The sequence below is a fragment of the Paenibacillus sp. CECT 9249 genome, assembly GCF_918697855.1.
GTDB lineage: Bacteria > Bacillota > Bacilli > Paenibacillales > Paenibacillaceae > MSJ-34.
In genome coordinates, this window is the sequence record NZ_CAKKLI010000047.1 from 1 (window position 1) to 14,853 (window position 14,853).

General features: G+C 51.1%; 15 protein-coding genes and 1 riboswitch. Of the genes, 13 read left to right on the forward strand and 2 right to left on the reverse strand.

Annotation, left to right across the window (positions count from 1 at the left end):
- The first annotated feature begins 135 nt into the window (after positions 1 to 135).
- On the forward strand, positions 136 to 465 hold the full coding sequence (locus LQ229_RS22335) for a cyclic-di-AMP receptor (protein WP_216539921.1): 330 nt from the start codon (positions 136 to 138) through the stop codon (positions 463 to 465).
- A gap of 83 nt (positions 466 to 548) precedes the next feature.
- Complete coding sequence (locus LQ229_RS22340) at positions 549 to 992, forward strand: YaaR family protein (RefSeq protein ID WP_216539920.1); 444 nt, start codon at positions 549 to 551, stop codon at positions 990 to 992.
- A gap of 99 nt (positions 993 to 1,091) precedes the next feature.
- On the opposite strand, the gene LQ229_RS22345 is transcribed toward LQ229_RS22340, so the two are convergent.
- Positions 1,092 to 1,991, reverse strand: coding sequence for an AraC family transcriptional regulator (locus LQ229_RS22345; RefSeq protein WP_230192952.1), 900 nt, complete (start codon positions 1,989 to 1,991; stop codon positions 1,092 to 1,094).
- A 252-nt stretch (positions 1,992 to 2,243) separates the two neighbouring features.
- Between LQ229_RS22345 and LQ229_RS22350 the strand changes: the two genes are divergently transcribed.
- The 6 genes from LQ229_RS22350 to rsmI all read left to right on the forward strand — a co-directional run bounded on the left by LQ229_RS22350 (position 2,244) and on the right by rsmI (position 8,589).
- On the forward strand, positions 2,244 to 4,397 hold the full coding sequence (locus LQ229_RS22350; protein WP_216539918.1) for a glycoside hydrolase family 3 C-terminal domain-containing protein: 2,154 nt from the start codon (positions 2,244 to 2,246) through the stop codon (positions 4,395 to 4,397).
- Positions 4,398 to 4,702: 305 nt separating this feature from the next.
- Positions 4,703 to 5,677, forward strand: coding sequence for a DNA polymerase III subunit delta' (gene holB / locus LQ229_RS22355; protein ID WP_216539917.1), 975 nt, complete (start codon positions 4,703 to 4,705; stop codon positions 5,675 to 5,677).
- 3 nt (positions 5,678 to 5,680) lie between these two features.
- On the forward strand, positions 5,681 to 6,481 hold the full coding sequence (locus tag LQ229_RS22360; protein ID WP_216539916.1) for a stage 0 sporulation family protein: 801 nt from the start codon (positions 5,681 to 5,683) through the stop codon (positions 6,479 to 6,481).
- Between the two features lie 31 nt (positions 6,482 to 6,512).
- Positions 6,513 to 6,878, forward strand: coding sequence for a DNA replication initiation control protein YabA (gene yabA, locus LQ229_RS22365; RefSeq protein WP_216539915.1), 366 nt, complete (start codon positions 6,513 to 6,515; stop codon positions 6,876 to 6,878).
- A gap of 60 nt (positions 6,879 to 6,938) precedes the next feature.
- Positions 6,939 to 7,688: a tRNA1(Val) (adenine(37)-N6)-methyltransferase gene (locus LQ229_RS22370; protein WP_216539914.1), complete on the forward strand. Its 750-nt coding sequence runs from the start codon at positions 6,939 to 6,941 to the stop codon at positions 7,686 to 7,688.
- 7 nt (positions 7,689 to 7,695) lie between these two features.
- Positions 7,696 to 8,589: a 16S rRNA (cytidine(1402)-2'-O)-methyltransferase gene (gene rsmI / locus LQ229_RS22375; RefSeq protein ID WP_216539913.1), complete on the forward strand. Its 894-nt coding sequence runs from the start codon at positions 7,696 to 7,698 to the stop codon at positions 8,587 to 8,589.
- Positions 8,590 to 8,749: 160 nt separating this feature from the next.
- Here the strand turns inward: rsmI and LQ229_RS22380 are convergent, their stop codons facing one another.
- Positions 8,750 to 9,004 (reverse strand): AbrB/MazE/SpoVT family DNA-binding domain-containing protein, encoded by a 255-nt coding sequence (locus LQ229_RS22380; RefSeq protein ID WP_006207408.1) that lies wholly within the window; start codon positions 9,002 to 9,004, stop codon positions 8,750 to 8,752.
- A 317-nt stretch (positions 9,005 to 9,321) separates the two neighbouring features.
- Between LQ229_RS22380 and LQ229_RS22385 the strand changes: the two genes are divergently transcribed.
- From LQ229_RS22385 to rsmA, 5 genes are all read left to right on the forward strand, one after another.
- The gene (locus LQ229_RS22385) at positions 9,322 to 10,581 is read left to right on the forward strand and encodes an HD domain-containing protein (RefSeq protein WP_216539912.1); all 1,260 of its coding nucleotides are present in this window, start codon (positions 9,322 to 9,324) and stop codon (positions 10,579 to 10,581) included.
- 66 nt (positions 10,582 to 10,647) lie between these two features.
- Positions 10,648 to 11,415, forward strand: coding sequence for a TatD family hydrolase (locus LQ229_RS22390; RefSeq protein ID WP_216539911.1), 768 nt, complete (start codon positions 10,648 to 10,650; stop codon positions 11,413 to 11,415).
- A 182-nt stretch (positions 11,416 to 11,597) separates the two neighbouring features.
- Positions 11,598 to 11,795: riboswitch (cyclic di-AMP (ydaO/yuaA leader) on the forward strand.
- Positions 11,796 to 12,136: 341 nt separating this feature from the next.
- On the forward strand, positions 12,137 to 13,213 hold the full coding sequence (locus LQ229_RS22395; protein ID WP_230192953.1) for a 3D domain-containing protein: 1,077 nt from the start codon (positions 12,137 to 12,139) through the stop codon (positions 13,211 to 13,213).
- A gap of 101 nt (positions 13,214 to 13,314) precedes the next feature.
- On the forward strand, positions 13,315 to 13,860 hold the full coding sequence (gene rnmV, locus LQ229_RS22400) for a ribonuclease M5 (protein WP_216539909.1): 546 nt from the start codon (positions 13,315 to 13,317) through the stop codon (positions 13,858 to 13,860).
- Between the two features lie 65 nt (positions 13,861 to 13,925).
- The gene (rsmA, locus tag LQ229_RS22405) at positions 13,926 to 14,798 is read left to right on the forward strand and encodes a 16S rRNA (adenine(1518)-N(6)/adenine(1519)-N(6))-dimethyltransferase RsmA (protein ID WP_216539956.1); all 873 of its coding nucleotides are present in this window, start codon (positions 13,926 to 13,928) and stop codon (positions 14,796 to 14,798) included.
- Positions 14,799 to 14,853 lie beyond the last annotated feature (55 nt).

Genomic DNA, 14,853 nt, shown 5'->3' on the forward strand with positions numbered 1-14,853 from the left:
GCCGGAAAGTCCAGTCCCAGATGAAATTTTCAAAGAACGAGCCTGGAAATTTCGAGGCCGTTTTCCATCCCCCTCAGGGGATGGAAACTAACCTATAAGAGCTTTCAAAAGATACTATACGAGGAGGGTTAGCTCATGAAACTTGTCATCGCAATTGTGCAGGACAAAGACAGCAACCGCTTATCGAACGCATTGGTAAAAAGCAACTTCCGCGCCACGAAATTAGCCAGTACCGGCGGGTTTTTGCGCGCAGGCAATACGACGTTTATGATCGGCGTCGACGACGACCAGATCGACGATGTGTTTGAAGTGATTCGCACGAACTGTAAAGTGCGCGATCAACTCGTTACGCCGGTGACGCCGATGAGCGGTACGACGGAATCGTATTTGCCGCTTCCGGTAGAAGTGCAAGTGGGCGGAGCGACGGTATTCGTCCTGCCGGTAGACCGATTCGAACATTATTAAGAACCTTCCCGGTGCTGAAAAGCCGGCTTTTTGAACTCACATGATTAAGAAGTTTTAGAAGAAAACGAGGTAATGATCCGCCTATGAAAATCAATCCGGGATGGAGACCGTTAGGGCAAGGAATCGTGAAGACGGACGCCTCCGCGAAGCCGGTTCAGCATAAAAGCTTTGCCGACATGATGCAGCAGCAGGATCAAGACGCTTCGCAGGAGCAGCTTCATCAGAAGCTGAAGGAAATTCAAATGCAAGGGGAGCGTTTGGCCAAATCGATGACGGTGCGCGAGCTGCGCGTATACCGACAGTTGGTCAAACGCTTCCTGGAAGATACCGTCCGGCGCGGCGTCGGCATCAAGGATACGCGCGGATGGGACCGCAGAGGGCGGGGCAAGCGTTACAAACTGCTGGAGGAAATCGACTCCGCCTTGTTATCGATGGCCGACGAATTGCTGGAAAGCGAGCAAGGGAAAATCGAGCTGCTGCAACGGATGGGTGAGATTCGCGGCATGCTCATTAATCTTTGTTTTTAACCGAAACGAAAGGCAAGCATTGAAGAAAAGCCTGCGGCCCAAACCGTGAGGGCTTTTTTTACGGACAAAAAACGAGCCTCGTGCCGAATTGCGAATGGCCTATCGCTCAAGCTCATGAGTCGAAGCGTTGCGATGCGGCCGGCTGTTATACAATGGTTTGTATTGTGTGGGCGTGCATTTTTTGTACGCCTTGAAAACGCGATTGAAGGTGGCTAGACTGCCGAAACCCGATCGCATTGCGACTTCCGTCACCGATATGTTCGGATCGATCAGCAGCCTCTCCGCATGCATAATTCGATGCTGATTCAGGTAATCGTAATATGACATGCCGATAAATTCCTTGAACAAGCGGGTGAAGTGAAACTTGCTGAACCCGGCAAGCTCGGCCAACTCCTCGACTTGAATATCCTCTGTGCAATGTTCGTTCATGTAGTTGCATACCTTCAAAAATTTATCGATATTTTTATGATATTTCGGCCCTTTGGTTTTGTGGGAACGAGCCTCTCCGTTTATGACATTCCTTCCGATCAGGACAAAAAATTGAATAAGCAAAGCATAGGCGGCCGGTTCCTTTAACAAAGAGTTTCCGAAGTATTCGTCCTTCAAATCCAGAAGCAGCTGTTGCAGCGACCGGCTAAGCTCTTGATGTCGCTTCCCCGCAATCAGACAACTGGGCCGCAGCAGATGAAAGGCGGAATCGAACCCCTTAAGATGGTACAGGAGCGAGAAGTCGAATTGCAGAATGATCCGTTTCCCGTCTTCCGGAGCCACGATCTCATGCAGTTCTCCCGGAGGAAGAATGAGAATATCGCCGGGTTCGAGTACGTAGGTCGTATCGTTCACAATAACGGTATAACGATTTTCCAACGGCATAATGATTTCCGCGGCCGTGTGCCAATGCACGGGATAGTTCTCCGCTTCTCGGTTCAGATACAACCGGATGCCGAAATGCTCGCGGTAGGAGACGGTTTCCCTGGCGCCATTCAATATTTCAATCACTCTACACCCATCCTTTCTACATTTTTAACACTGCCCTAAATCGCAATATTTGAGGAGCATAAAGCAATATTTACGAAGATTGCGGATGGTTTTTTCATTATAATAATATCATAGAAAGCGCATTCACAATATCATGAAGCGGAAATTTATGCATAAAAACCCAAAAAAATAAGGACGTGCTTTCTTTTCTAAGAAGTGCATATCAAATATTGCGAAAATTTATAAAAAAAGCGAGGGCCGGTGAATAAGACGATGGCAGCATTAGCGGAAAATAAAACGAAAATCGAAGAGTATAAAACGCGCGCAAAACAATTGGTAGAACAAATGACGCTGGAGGAAAAAGTGCGTCAAATGGTGCATGCGGCTCCGGCCATTGAACGCTTGGGCGTGAAAGCCTACAACTGGTGGAACGAAGCGCTGCATGGGGTGGCCAGGGCAGGCGTGGCTACGGTCTTCCCGCAGGCGATCGGCCTCGGGGCGACGTTCAACGAGGATTTGCTGGAAGAGATTGCGGACGCAATCGCTACGGAAGGGAGAGCCAAATTTAACATGCAGCAGGAGTTCGGCGATACGGATATTTACAAGGGACTGACGTTCTGGGCGCCGAACGTGAACATTTTCCGCGATCCCCGGTGGGGCAGAGGACATGAGACTTACGGAGAAGATCCTTACCTGACCTCAAGGCTTGGCGTGCGATTTATCCAAGGTTTGCAGGGCCATGACGAGAACTATTTGAAGAGCGCGGCATGCGCGAAGCATTATGCGGTTCATTCGGGGCCGGAGGATCTGCGGCATAGCTTCAATGCCGTCGTCTCCGTCCAGGATTTGTACGAGACGTATTTGCCGGCGTTTCAAGCGTGCGTCCAGGAAGCGAAGGTGGAAGCGGTCATGGGGGCGTACAACAGAACAAACGGCGAACCATGCTGCGGCAGCGAACTGCTGCTGAAGAAGATACTGCGGGGAGATTGGGGATTCGACGGGCATGTCGTGTCGGACTGCTGGGCGATTCGGGATTTCCACGAGCATCATAAAGTTACCGCCACCGCCGTCGAGTCTGTTGCTCTGGCCGTCAATCAGGGATGCGATCTGAATTGCGGAAGCCTGTTCCTGTTCCTGCTCGATGCGGTGAAGGAAGGCCTTGTTACGGAACAGGCGATTGACCAGGCCGTCGCCAGACTGTTCACGACGCGAATGAAGCTAGGCCTGTTCGACGATCCCGAGAAGGTTCCGTTCCATTCGATCGGCTACCGCGAGGTCGATTCGTCCAAGATGCAGGCCCTTAACCGCAGAGCGGCCAAGGAAAGCCTCGTGCTGTTGAAGAATGACGGTCTGCTGCCGCTAGACAAAACGAAGATAAGAACGATCGGGGTGATCGGCCCGAACGCGGACAACCGGCGGGCGCTGGTGGGCAACTATGAAGGCACGGCTTCCCGTTATATTACCGTGAAAGAGGGCATCCAGGATTACGTCGGCGATGACGTCCGCGTCTTCTATACCGAAGGCTGCCACTTGTTTCAGGATAGAGTCAGCGCCTTGGGCGCGCGCAACGACAGGATCGCCGAAGTGAAGGGCGTTTGCAAGGAGAGCGATGTCGTCGTCGTTTGCCTCGGTTTGGACGCCGGCCTTGAAGGAGAGGAGGGCGATACCGGGAATCAGTACGGCAGCGGCGACAAGCGCGACCTGACATTTCCGGGCATTCAGGAGGAGGTGCTCAAGACGGCGTACGAAAGCGGAAAACCGGTGATTCTGGTCGTTCTGTCGGGAAGCGCGCTTGGGCTCGGTTGGGCGCATGAACATGTTTCCGCCATCATCCAGGGCTGGTATCCGGGCGCGCAAGGCGGACGGGTCGTCGCCGAAGCGATCTTCGGCGAGTTCTCGCCGGAAGGCAAGCTGCCGATTACGTTCTATCATTCGATCGAAGAATTGCCGGATTTCACCGATTACGCGATGTACAATCGGACTTACCGTTATATGAAGCAAGAAGCGCTTTATCCTTTCGGTTACGGTTTGTCGTATTCGGTCTTCTCCGTCGAGCGTGTGAAGATCGATCATGACCGGGTCACCGATGCGGGCGTTCAAGTATGTGCAACGATTCGGAATGTCGGCAGCATGGCAGCCGGAGAAGTGCTGCAGGTATATGTGAAGGCGGAGCGCGAAGGCGCTCCCAATCCGCAGCTCAAAGCGTTTCGCAAAGTGCATTTGCAGCCGCAAGAAGAACGGGAAGTAACGCTGCGGCTGCCGGTTGAGGCTTTCGGCCTGTTCAACGAAGCGGGACGGAGAATGCTCTATCAAGGAAATTATACCGTTTACGTAGGCACGTCCCAGCCGGATCGCAGAAGCATGGCACTCACAGGCAAATCCCCGGCGGCACTCGCCCTGGTATGCGAGCGGGAACGAGAAGTATAAAGGCTTGGAACGGTTATCGAGAGCTCGGCTCATCGCAGCGATTGCGGTGAGCCGGGCTCTTTCGCTCTTCATGTCGCCTAAACAGCGAATAAGCAGTTTTGACGCGAAATAACGGCCCTGCGGTCCGGATACCAATTTCCCGATGCAACGCTAGTGCTCTTCATGCGATAACCGAAAATTCGTTTGATTTTTCCTACGGGTGTGGTAAACTTCACCTTAAAGTGCGTGATCAAAAGTTGCTTTTTGAACAACCTCTTAAATGGTGATCTCTTTTGAGGTTGTTACTATAAGATGAGAGGGTAACCATGTCATTTCAAGAGATTATCGGACAACAACGAGCCAAGCAAATGCTCCAGAACGGCCTGCGCAGCGGCAAAGTATCGCATGCTTACCTGTTCGCCGGACCGAACGGAACCGGGCGCAAGGAGACCGCGCTCGCACTGGCCCAAGCGTTATTATGCACCGAAATGACGGACGACAGCTGCGGGCGCTGCCTGGAATGCCGGAAGGTGGAGCATGGCAACCATCCCGACGTTCATATCGTCGCGCCCGACGGGGCGTCGATCAAGATCGAACAGATTCGCGCGTTGCAGCGCGAATTCGCCTATCGGAGCGGAGGCGGACCAAAAATCTATATCATGGAGCAAGCCGATAAGATGACCGTACAAGCGGCCAACAGTTTGCTTAAATTTTTGGAAGAACCGCAATCGAATGTAGTGGCCGTTCTCATCACCGAGAACGGGCATGCGATGCTGCCGACCATTCAGTCGCGCGCGCAATGGGTGCCGTTTACCCCGATGAATCCGGGCGAAATGCTGCAAGTGCTCGCAGGCGAAGGGTTCCCGCAGACGCTTGCCCGCCCCGCCGTTCATATGGCCTCCGGCATTGCCGCATGTAGAGAAATTATCCAACAGAATTGGTTTGCAGAAATCCGAAACGTAGTGTTACAATTAGGGAAGGAATGTCACGTCCAGGGAAATTCCGTTATGGTTACGGCCCAGCAGAAATTGTTCAAGACGCCGCTGGCGGAACACCTCGACATGATGATGAGCTTATTCCTGCTGTGGTTTAAAGATATGATTCACTATCAAGTGGACCGGACGGAGAGTATCGTTTTCATAGATCAGTTAGATTCGATCGGAAAAATCGCATTCACCCGCACGACGGATGCATGGGTGCGTTGTATGGAGCAGGCGGCGGACGTGAAGAAACGGTTGCGCGCCAATGCCAATCCGCAGCTTGCTTTCGAACAATTTCTAGTTGAAATGCAAGGGGGTTAGTATTTGTATAATGTGGTGGGTGTCCGCTTTAAGAAAGCGGGGAAAATCTATTACTTCGATCCACTCGACCTGCCGATTGAAAAAGACCGGAACGTTATCGTAGAAACGGCGCGCGGGATCGAATACGGTAAAGTGGTCATCGGCCCGAAGACGGTAGCCGAATCGGATGTCGTCCTGCCATTGAAGAAAGTGATTCGGATGGCGGACGATCAAGACGCTCGTGTGGTGGAGGAGAATAAGTTCGCGGCGCGGAATGCGTTTGCGACATGTGTCGATAAAATTAGGGACCATCAATTGAAGATGAAACTGGTCGATGTGGAATATACGTTCGATCGGAACAAAATTATTTTTTATTTTACGGCGGAAGGACGAGTCGACTTTCGCGAATTGGTCAAGGATTTGGCCAGTATCTTCCGCACTCGCATCGAGCTGAGACAGATCGGCGTGCGGGATGAAGCCAAGATGCTGGGGGGCATCGGTCCATGCGGGCGCATCCTATGCTGCTCTTCATGGCTCGGCGATTTCGAACCGGTGTCGATCAAGATGGCCAAAGATCAGAATTTATCGCTTAACCCGACGAAAATATCCGGTCTATGCGGCCGGTTGATGTGCTGCTTGAAATACGAGCATGACAATTACGAAAGCGCCAAGGAAGAATTGCCTTCCGTAGGCAAAATGGTTGTGACATCATACGGCGACGGCAAAGTCGTCGGCATCAATCTTCAGAACCATACGGTTCACGTGCAATTATTCGAAACAGGCAAAGCGAAAGAACTTCCTTTTGATGATGTTGTTGTAAAATAAGCGTTTATTTTTTACGCTCTGGGGTGGGAACTTGGAGAAAAAAGATATTTTCACGCAAATCAATGATATTGAATCGCAAATGGGCGTTCTCCATCAAGATCTAGGGGCCTTAAAACTGATCGTCAAACAGCTGTTGGAGGAAAACCAGCGTTTAAGCATAGAAAATCAACAATTACGGAAAATATTAAAACGCGAATCGATGCCGGAATCGGAACGATTAGCCGAGAGCGCCGAACAAACGGAGGCCAAACTATCCAAGACGAATGCCGTCGTCGGCGAAGGCTATGACAATTTGGCGCGCCTTTACCATGAAGGGTTTCATATTTGCAACGTATATTATGGCCATCTGCGTACGGAAGGCGACTGCTTGTTCTGTCTGTCATTTTTGAATAAATAACTTGCCGTAGGCTTAACGCCTACGGTTTTTTCAATCTATTCCAGGTAAAGGACGAAGGCAATGAATACGGATCTATTGCGGGAAACAGAGCGCTTGGACGATTTGTTAACCCATGATTTGAAAATTATCCAGAGCGACGAAGTGTTCAGCTTCTCGCTCGACGCGGTGCTGCTCGCGCGCTTCTCCTCCGTGCCGAAGCATGGCAAAGTGCTGGATTTATGCACAGGCAACGGCGTGATCCCGCTGTTGTTATCCACAAGGACGAAAGCGGCGATCGACGGCGTCGAAATTCAGGAACGAGTGCACGATATGGCGCGGCGCAGCGTCAAGCTGAACGGGTTGGAAGAGCAGATTCGTATCATACGCGGCGATTTGCGCGAATATCACCAAATGGCCGGATATGAGAGCTATGATGCCATTACGGTCAATCCGCCGTACATGCCGCTTCGGACGGGAGATTTGAAAGTGAATGAGTATCAAGCGTTGGCGCGTCATGAAATCGCATGTACGCTTGAAGATGTGATTCTCGCCTGCAAACGGTTAATTCGCACCGGCGGTAAAGTGGCGATGGTTCATCGCCCGTCCAGGCTCGGCGAAATCGTTAGTCTCATGCGCCGGCACCGGCTTGAGCCGAAGCGGATCCGGTTCGTGCATCCCCGTATCGATATGGAGGCGAATATGGTGCTGATTGAAGCGCTCCGCGACGGCAAGCCCGATATTCGGTTATTGCCTCCGCTCATTGTATATAATGAAAGAAACGAATATTGCGAAGAACTGATGCAAGTCTATTACGGAGCCAGAGAGGGATAGATGAACGATGACGGTTGATATTCAACGAAGTTTTCAGTCTCAGTCGGGAGACCGGCAGACCGGGACGCTATATCTGGTCGCGACGCCGATCGGCAATTTGGAGGATATGACTTATCGCGCCGTACGCACGCTGCGGGAAGCCGACATTATCGCCGCCGAGGATACGCGCCAAACGCGGAAGCTGCTCGCTCACTTCCAAATTTCCGCCAAATTGTTCAGCTATCATGAGCATAACAAGCATGCGAGCGGTCCTGAAATCATTCGCTATATAATAGAAGGAAAAAATATTGCGCTCGTCAGCGACGCCGGTCTGCCGGCGATTTCCGACCCCGGCGCCGACCTGGTGCAACTGGCCCTCGCCGAACGCATTCCCGTCGTCCCGGTACCCGGCGCGAACGCGGCGCTGTCGGCGCTAATCGCCTCGGGGCTTGCCACCGACCGGTTTACGTTTATCGGGTTTTTGCCGCGCGACAACAAGGGCATCGAGAATGCGCTGCGTTCGCTGCGCTCGGCCGAGGGAACGCTCATTTTCTACGAATCCCCTCATCGTACGGCCAAAACGTTGAAGCATATGCTGGACATTTTGGGCAACCGCCGAATCGTGCTCGCGCGCGAATTAACGAAGAAATTCGAGGAATGGGCGCGGGGAACGATCGAGCAATGTCTGGCGTGGTTGGAGGAGCATCCTCCGCAAGGCGAGTACTGCCTTGTCGTGGAGGCGGGGACGTCGGAGGAAGAGGAACGGGATGCCATATGGTGGCAAGCGCTCTCGATCGAAGAGCATGTCGGGCATTACGAGGCGCGAAACGGAGGCAACCGGAAAGAAGCGATGAAACAGGCGGCGTCCGACCGGAATGTCTCGAAGCGGGATGTGTATAACGCTTTGCTCCGTCAGGAGTAAGGTAGTAAAGAGTCGGGCGGGATGGGATCCACGGATGGTTTATCCACAGGTTAGGAAAAAAAATACCCCTCGCGGCCGGGTTCAAAGCCGAGAAAGGTACCAAGGAGATATAAAAAGGTTAGAATTAACATGTGTATAAATCTATTATATACTATTTTACTTAGTTTGTCACAGGTGTTGGTATTTCAGAAATACATTCGTGACAAACAATTTTTCCTTTAAAGTATGTAACGTTTTCCGCGTTGCCGCAAAAGATGCAAGCAGGCTCGTATTTCTTGAGCATTATGCGCTCGCCGTCTACGTATATTTCCAAGGCGTCCTTCTCGCCAATGCCAAGCGTGCGGCGAAGTTCGATCGGAATAACGACCCGACCTAATTCGTCGACTTTTCTTACGATTCCTGTGGATTTCATCATAGTAAATCCTTTCTCCTCTCAAAAATGTGATGCTTCGACATATTTCGACATCTTTCTAGCTTTTTTTATGATAATAATAGTACCAAGCTTTCCCAAATAAGTCAACCTGTAAAATTAGCGGCAAGCGTACTAATTTATGGTTTCTACATGATAATTCATAGAATTTTAAAATTTCCAAGCAGGAAAAACCGCTTGTAAATTGGAAAACTAGCGATGACATAATTCGACAAAGATCTTTGTTTTTTAGTTTGTAGATTCGACATGAACGTTTCGACATAGACATGAAAACGAAAAATAAGAAATGAGAGGTGGTTATTATGCATCAGGCGCTTGCAGAGGAAAAAGTATTCAAGGACCCGGTTCATCAATATATTCACGTGCAAGACCAGACGATTTGGGATTTGATCAATACGCGCGAATTTCAACGTTTGCGCCGCATTCGCCAGCTTGGAACGTCTTATTTGACATTTCATGGAGCCGAGCATAGCAGGTTCTCCCATTCGCTCGGGGTGTACGAAATTACGCGCCGCATCATCTCCCAATTCGAACGCAGGGACGACGCCGATTGGCCGCAAGAGGAGAGGATGCTTGCGCTATGCGCCGCCTTGCTGCATGACCTCGGTCATGGGCCCTTTTCCCATTCGATCGAAGAAGCGTTCCGCATGCATCACGAAGATTGGACATGCCGCATTATAATGGAAGATTCTGAAATCAACGCCGTGCTCAGCCGGATTGCGCCCGACTTTCCCGAGCGAGTCGCCGCCGTCATTCGCAAGACGTACGAGAAGCCGATCGTCGTGAATCTCGTATCCAGCCCGCTCGATGCCGACCGGATGGATTATTTGCTGCGCGACGCCCATTTTACGGGCGTAAACTACGGAACGTTCGACATGGATCGCATTTTGCGTCTGCTTCGCCCGCACCAGGGACGAATCGTGGTGAAAGAAAGCGGCATGCATGCGGTGGAGGATTATTTTATGTCGAGATACCAAATGTATTGGCAGGTCTATTTTCACCCGGTGACGAGAAGCTCCGAGATCATTCTTAGACAAATTTTTCGCAGAGCGAAGGAACTGTTCGACAGCGGACACCGGTTTCGGTTCATGATCGAACCGCTGCCGGCTTTGTTTAAAGGCGAAATATCGATGAAACAATATGTACAATTGGATGAGGCGTTGGTTCAAACCGTATTTATGCAATGGATCCAAGACGAAGACGAAATATTGTCGGATTTATGCCGCCGCTTCATAGAGCGCAAATTGTACAAATATAGCGTGATTCCGGCGTTAGACCGGATGCTGGAGGAGGAGCTTCGCGACCAGTTCCGGCAGGCGGGTTTGCATCCCGATTACGATTTGGAGGTCGATTATCCGACGGACGAGGCGATGACGGCCCGTATATGGCTGCTTGACCGGCACGGCCACGTCAAGGATATTGCCGAAGTGTCCGATATTATTCGTTCGATCGGAGGCATACATAAAGGAAAATACCGCCTGTATTATCCGGACCATAAACTGAAAGCGGCGATGCATCGTTTTCGTCCCGACATCGCCAAGCTGTTTGAGTTGAACGAATGATATGATATATAGGAAGAGAAACGACAACGAGTATCGAATTCGACAAATGTACAGGAGGACAAAGAGATGCTATTCGACACACATACTCATTTGGATGCGGCGCAATTTGACGAAGATCGCGAAGAAGTGATCGCGCGCGCTTTGGAGCAAGGCGTTAGCCGGATGATTAATATCGGATTTAACCGGGAAACGATTCCGACGACGATGGAGCTTGCGGAGAAATACGATTTTATTTATGCGGCCGTAGGCTGGCATCCGCAAGACGCCGTTACGATGCGGCCGGAAGATTTGGACTGGATCGCGGAGCTGTGCCGCCACGACAAAGTGGTGGCGATCGGCGAAATCGGCCTGGATTATTACTGGGATACGTCTCCGCAAGACGTTCAGCAGAGCGTGTTTCGACAACAGATCGGCCTCGCTCGCAATTTACAGATGCCGATCGTGATCCATAATCGAGACGCCCATGCGGATGTGGTTCGCATTTTGCGGGAAGAACATGCCGAAGAAGTCGGCGGCGTCATGCATTGTTTTTCCGGAAGCTGGGAAATTGCTAAACAATGTCTCGATCTCGGTTTCTATATTTCGTTTGGCGGACCAATTACTTACAAAAATGCCAAGCAGCCAAAAGAGGTGCTTTCGCAAGTTCCGCTCGACCGATTATTGATCGAAACAGACTCCCCTTATCTTACACCTCATCCATTTCGTGGAATACGAAATGAGACCGGTTATGTACGTCTGGTGGCGGAGGCGGCAGCTGCGTTAAAGGGGTTGGAATTAGAAGAATTATCCAAAATTACGTTCCAAAATGCGTTAAATTGTTTTCGATTTGACTGAAAAACGCTGAAAAAGGCATGAAAAAGCGATTTATAAAGCAAAATTAAAGGATTTGTTAAAGAAAAGGGCCGTTTATTACAATTTTTTAATCTATTTTTCAGAAATACGTGGTAAAAGTCGGCTTTACAATCATCGCGGTTACAGAGTATGATTCAAATCAGAGTTTGATATCATATTTCTTCAAACCAGTCTCGCTGAGTCTCCGAACGGAGAACGGGGGAACCGAATGACGCGAACGATTGCGATCGCATCATTGATTTCTTCCAAGGGTCTAGGGGTGAATTTTGCGCCATTTCGCCATGAGCGGAATAGGCTCGAATAGGGCGACTCTCACGTCCGAATCCGACAGCTAACCTCGTAAGCGTGCAGAGAGAGGTAACCTCGTGCGTCCAATGCCTAATTTACATGTCGATACCGGAAGCCACGAAAGAGGTCCCTCTTACGTTGGCTTTCTTTTTCGTTTTCGAATAAAGACGTCCAAGACGTCATAGGCATAGAAAACGGGAGGTGAGGACTTACCTGGCACACTGGTGAGGACACAGGAAACGCAGCACCTAGAGTTCATGGCAAGCGATGTTTTCAATGCGGATCCTGTGAAAAATCTGTTATAGTCGCGTCTCAATGAATCATGCGAAACACTTAGGCGGCGGGACTATGAAGGAGGACCGAAGAAGTGGGCAATTTCCAACTAGAGGAGACCCATGGAAGACGATCATCCAGCATGTCTTTCGCGTGGCGATGGATGCATGAAAACTTGCAATTGGTCATACTACTCGCTATCGTTTCTCTTGCTTTATCTTTCATGTTGATGGTGCTCTTGAACGTAACGGCTAAGAAAGAAATCGCTTTAGTCGTGAATGGACAACACCGACAGGTCGAAACAACACACAGAACTTTGCAGCACCTGCTGGATGAACAAGCTATCTTGGTCGGCGCGCACGATTACATCTCGGCGTCCCCTTTATCGGAGATAAAGGACGGCGACATGATTCGAATCGATCATGCGGTACCCGTGCATGTGACCGCCGATGGGCAGACGAAGACGGTGTATACGACCGCATCTACCGTTCAGGACGTAATCAAGGCAAATCAAATTACTATATCCGAGCATGACAAAGTTTTCCCTTCTCCGGACACCGCGATCAACGGCGACATGGATATTAAAATCGTGCGGGTGGAGAAAAAACTGGAAGAACGGCAGTTGACCGTTCCGTTCCAAATTGTCACAAAAGAAGACCCTACCTTGGCGGCCGGTAAAGAAAAGCTGGTGCAGAAAGGCCAGGAAGGCGTCGTGATTCAAAAAATTGAAAATATATTTCAAGACGGAAAGCTGGTTTCTTCCGTCATGGTCGACAAAACGGTTCAGAACGAAACGAAGGACAAAATCGTAGCGGTCGGCACGAAGAAAGAAACGCCGCAAGTAACCGTGTTGTCGGCGAAATCGCCTGATATGGCGACAACAACCAAAAACGATGTTACGTTCTCCTACAAGAAGGTTTTGAAAAACGTTAGCTTAACGGCCTATTCCGCGGAAGAAGACGGCATCGGCACCAAGACGGCGTCGGGGACTCGCGTAACCGAAGGGCGTACGATCGCGGTCGATACGAAAGTCATTCCGATGGGATGGTGGGTATACATCGAAGGCATCGGCTTCCGCCGGGCGGAAGACAAGGGAGGCGCCATCAAAGGCAATAAGATCGACGTGTATATCGATAGCTTGAAAGAAGCGAAGCGTTTCGGCCGCAAGAAAGGCCATACCGTATACGTCATCGGGCCCAATAAGCCGGAAGCGAGCTAATCGCGCGGAGCACTGGCATTTATTCGATAAATATGTTGTAATGCTAAGAAGAGGGATTCACCTCTTCTTTTTTAATGCACGAAAGGATGTTACCCTGGTTTATGATAAAAGAAATCATTGTCGTCGAAGGCAAAGACGATACGGCCGCGATTAAGCGGGCGGTGGACGCAGATACGATCGAGACGGGCGGATCGGCGATTGATGAAGCCGTTTTGCGGCGGATCGCGCTCGCGCAAGAGCGCCGGGGCGTGATCGTATTTACCGATCCGGATCACGCCGGAGAACGGATCCGCAAAATCATATCCGCCCGCATACCGGGCTGCAAGCACGCCTTCTTGAAGCTGTCCGATGCGACCCGGGAAGGGGATATCGGCGTCGAGAACGCTTCGCCTGAGGCGATTCGCGCGGCGCTGGACAGCGTGCGCAGCGAGGTTGAGGCGGCTGGAAGTCAGATCGATTGGGAAGACTTAATGGAAGCGGGCCTCATCATCCATCCGCAGTCCGCAAAGCGCAGGAAAGCGATGGGGGAACTGCTGGGCATCGGTTATTGCAACGGCAAGCAATTTTACAAGCGCTGCGCCGCGTTTCAAATTAGCCGCGAGGAGTTTGCGGCGGCGCTGCGGCAAATCGAGAATGAAGGGCTGTAACGAGGATGAATCGACCGAATGCGGCGGGACGCGCCGATCACGATAGTAGAAACAGAGAAACGAATATGGACATCGCCACGCCGAATCGAACGAAAGACATTATTCAGCGGCATGGCTTCTCGTTCAAGAAAAGCTTAGGGCAAAATTTTCTGGTCGACCGCAACATTTTGGATAAAATTGTGCAGGCTGCTTGCCTGGATCAAACGAAGGGCGCATTGGAGATCGGTCCCGGCATCGGCGCCTTGACGGAGAAACTGGCGCAAACGGCGGGCAAGGTGACGGCCGTGGAGATCGATTCCCGCCTGATCCCCATCTTGCGGGAAGTGCTGGCGCCGTATCCGAATACGGAAGTGGTGCACGGCGATGTGCTGAAGGTCGATTTGCGCGCATTGTTCGCGGAACGCTTCGCCGGTATCGGTAAAGTGAGCGTCGTCGCCAACCTGCCTTACTACGTGACGACGCCGATTATTATGAAGCTGCTGGAAGAGCGCCTGCCGCTCGAGCATATCGTCGTCATGATTCAGAAGGAAGTCGCCGAGCGGATGGCGGCGGAGCCGGGCGGTAAGGAATACGGCAGCCTTAGCGTCGCCGTACAGTATTATTGCGAGCCTGAGCTTGTTTGTACGGTGCCTCATACCGTATTTATTCCGCAGCCTAATGTGGAATCGGCGGTCATTCGCCTGAAGGTGCGGGAAGAGCCGCCGGTCCAAACGAAGAGCGAACCGCTCTTCTTCGAGGTCGTGCAGGCATCGTTCGCACAGCGCAGGAAAACGATCGCCAACAACTTGAAAGCGCGTTTTTTCGATAAAGAGAATCGGGAGGAACTTATGCCGATCCTGCAGCGTGCGGGCATCGATCCGGCGCGCCGCGGCGAAACGCTAAGTCTCGAGGAATTCGCCCGCCTAAGCGACGAATTGTACGTTTATGGCGCGAGATGACCGGGTTCTCATCGCAAAAATAGACACCAATCCCTCTTCATGCCCATACGATAGA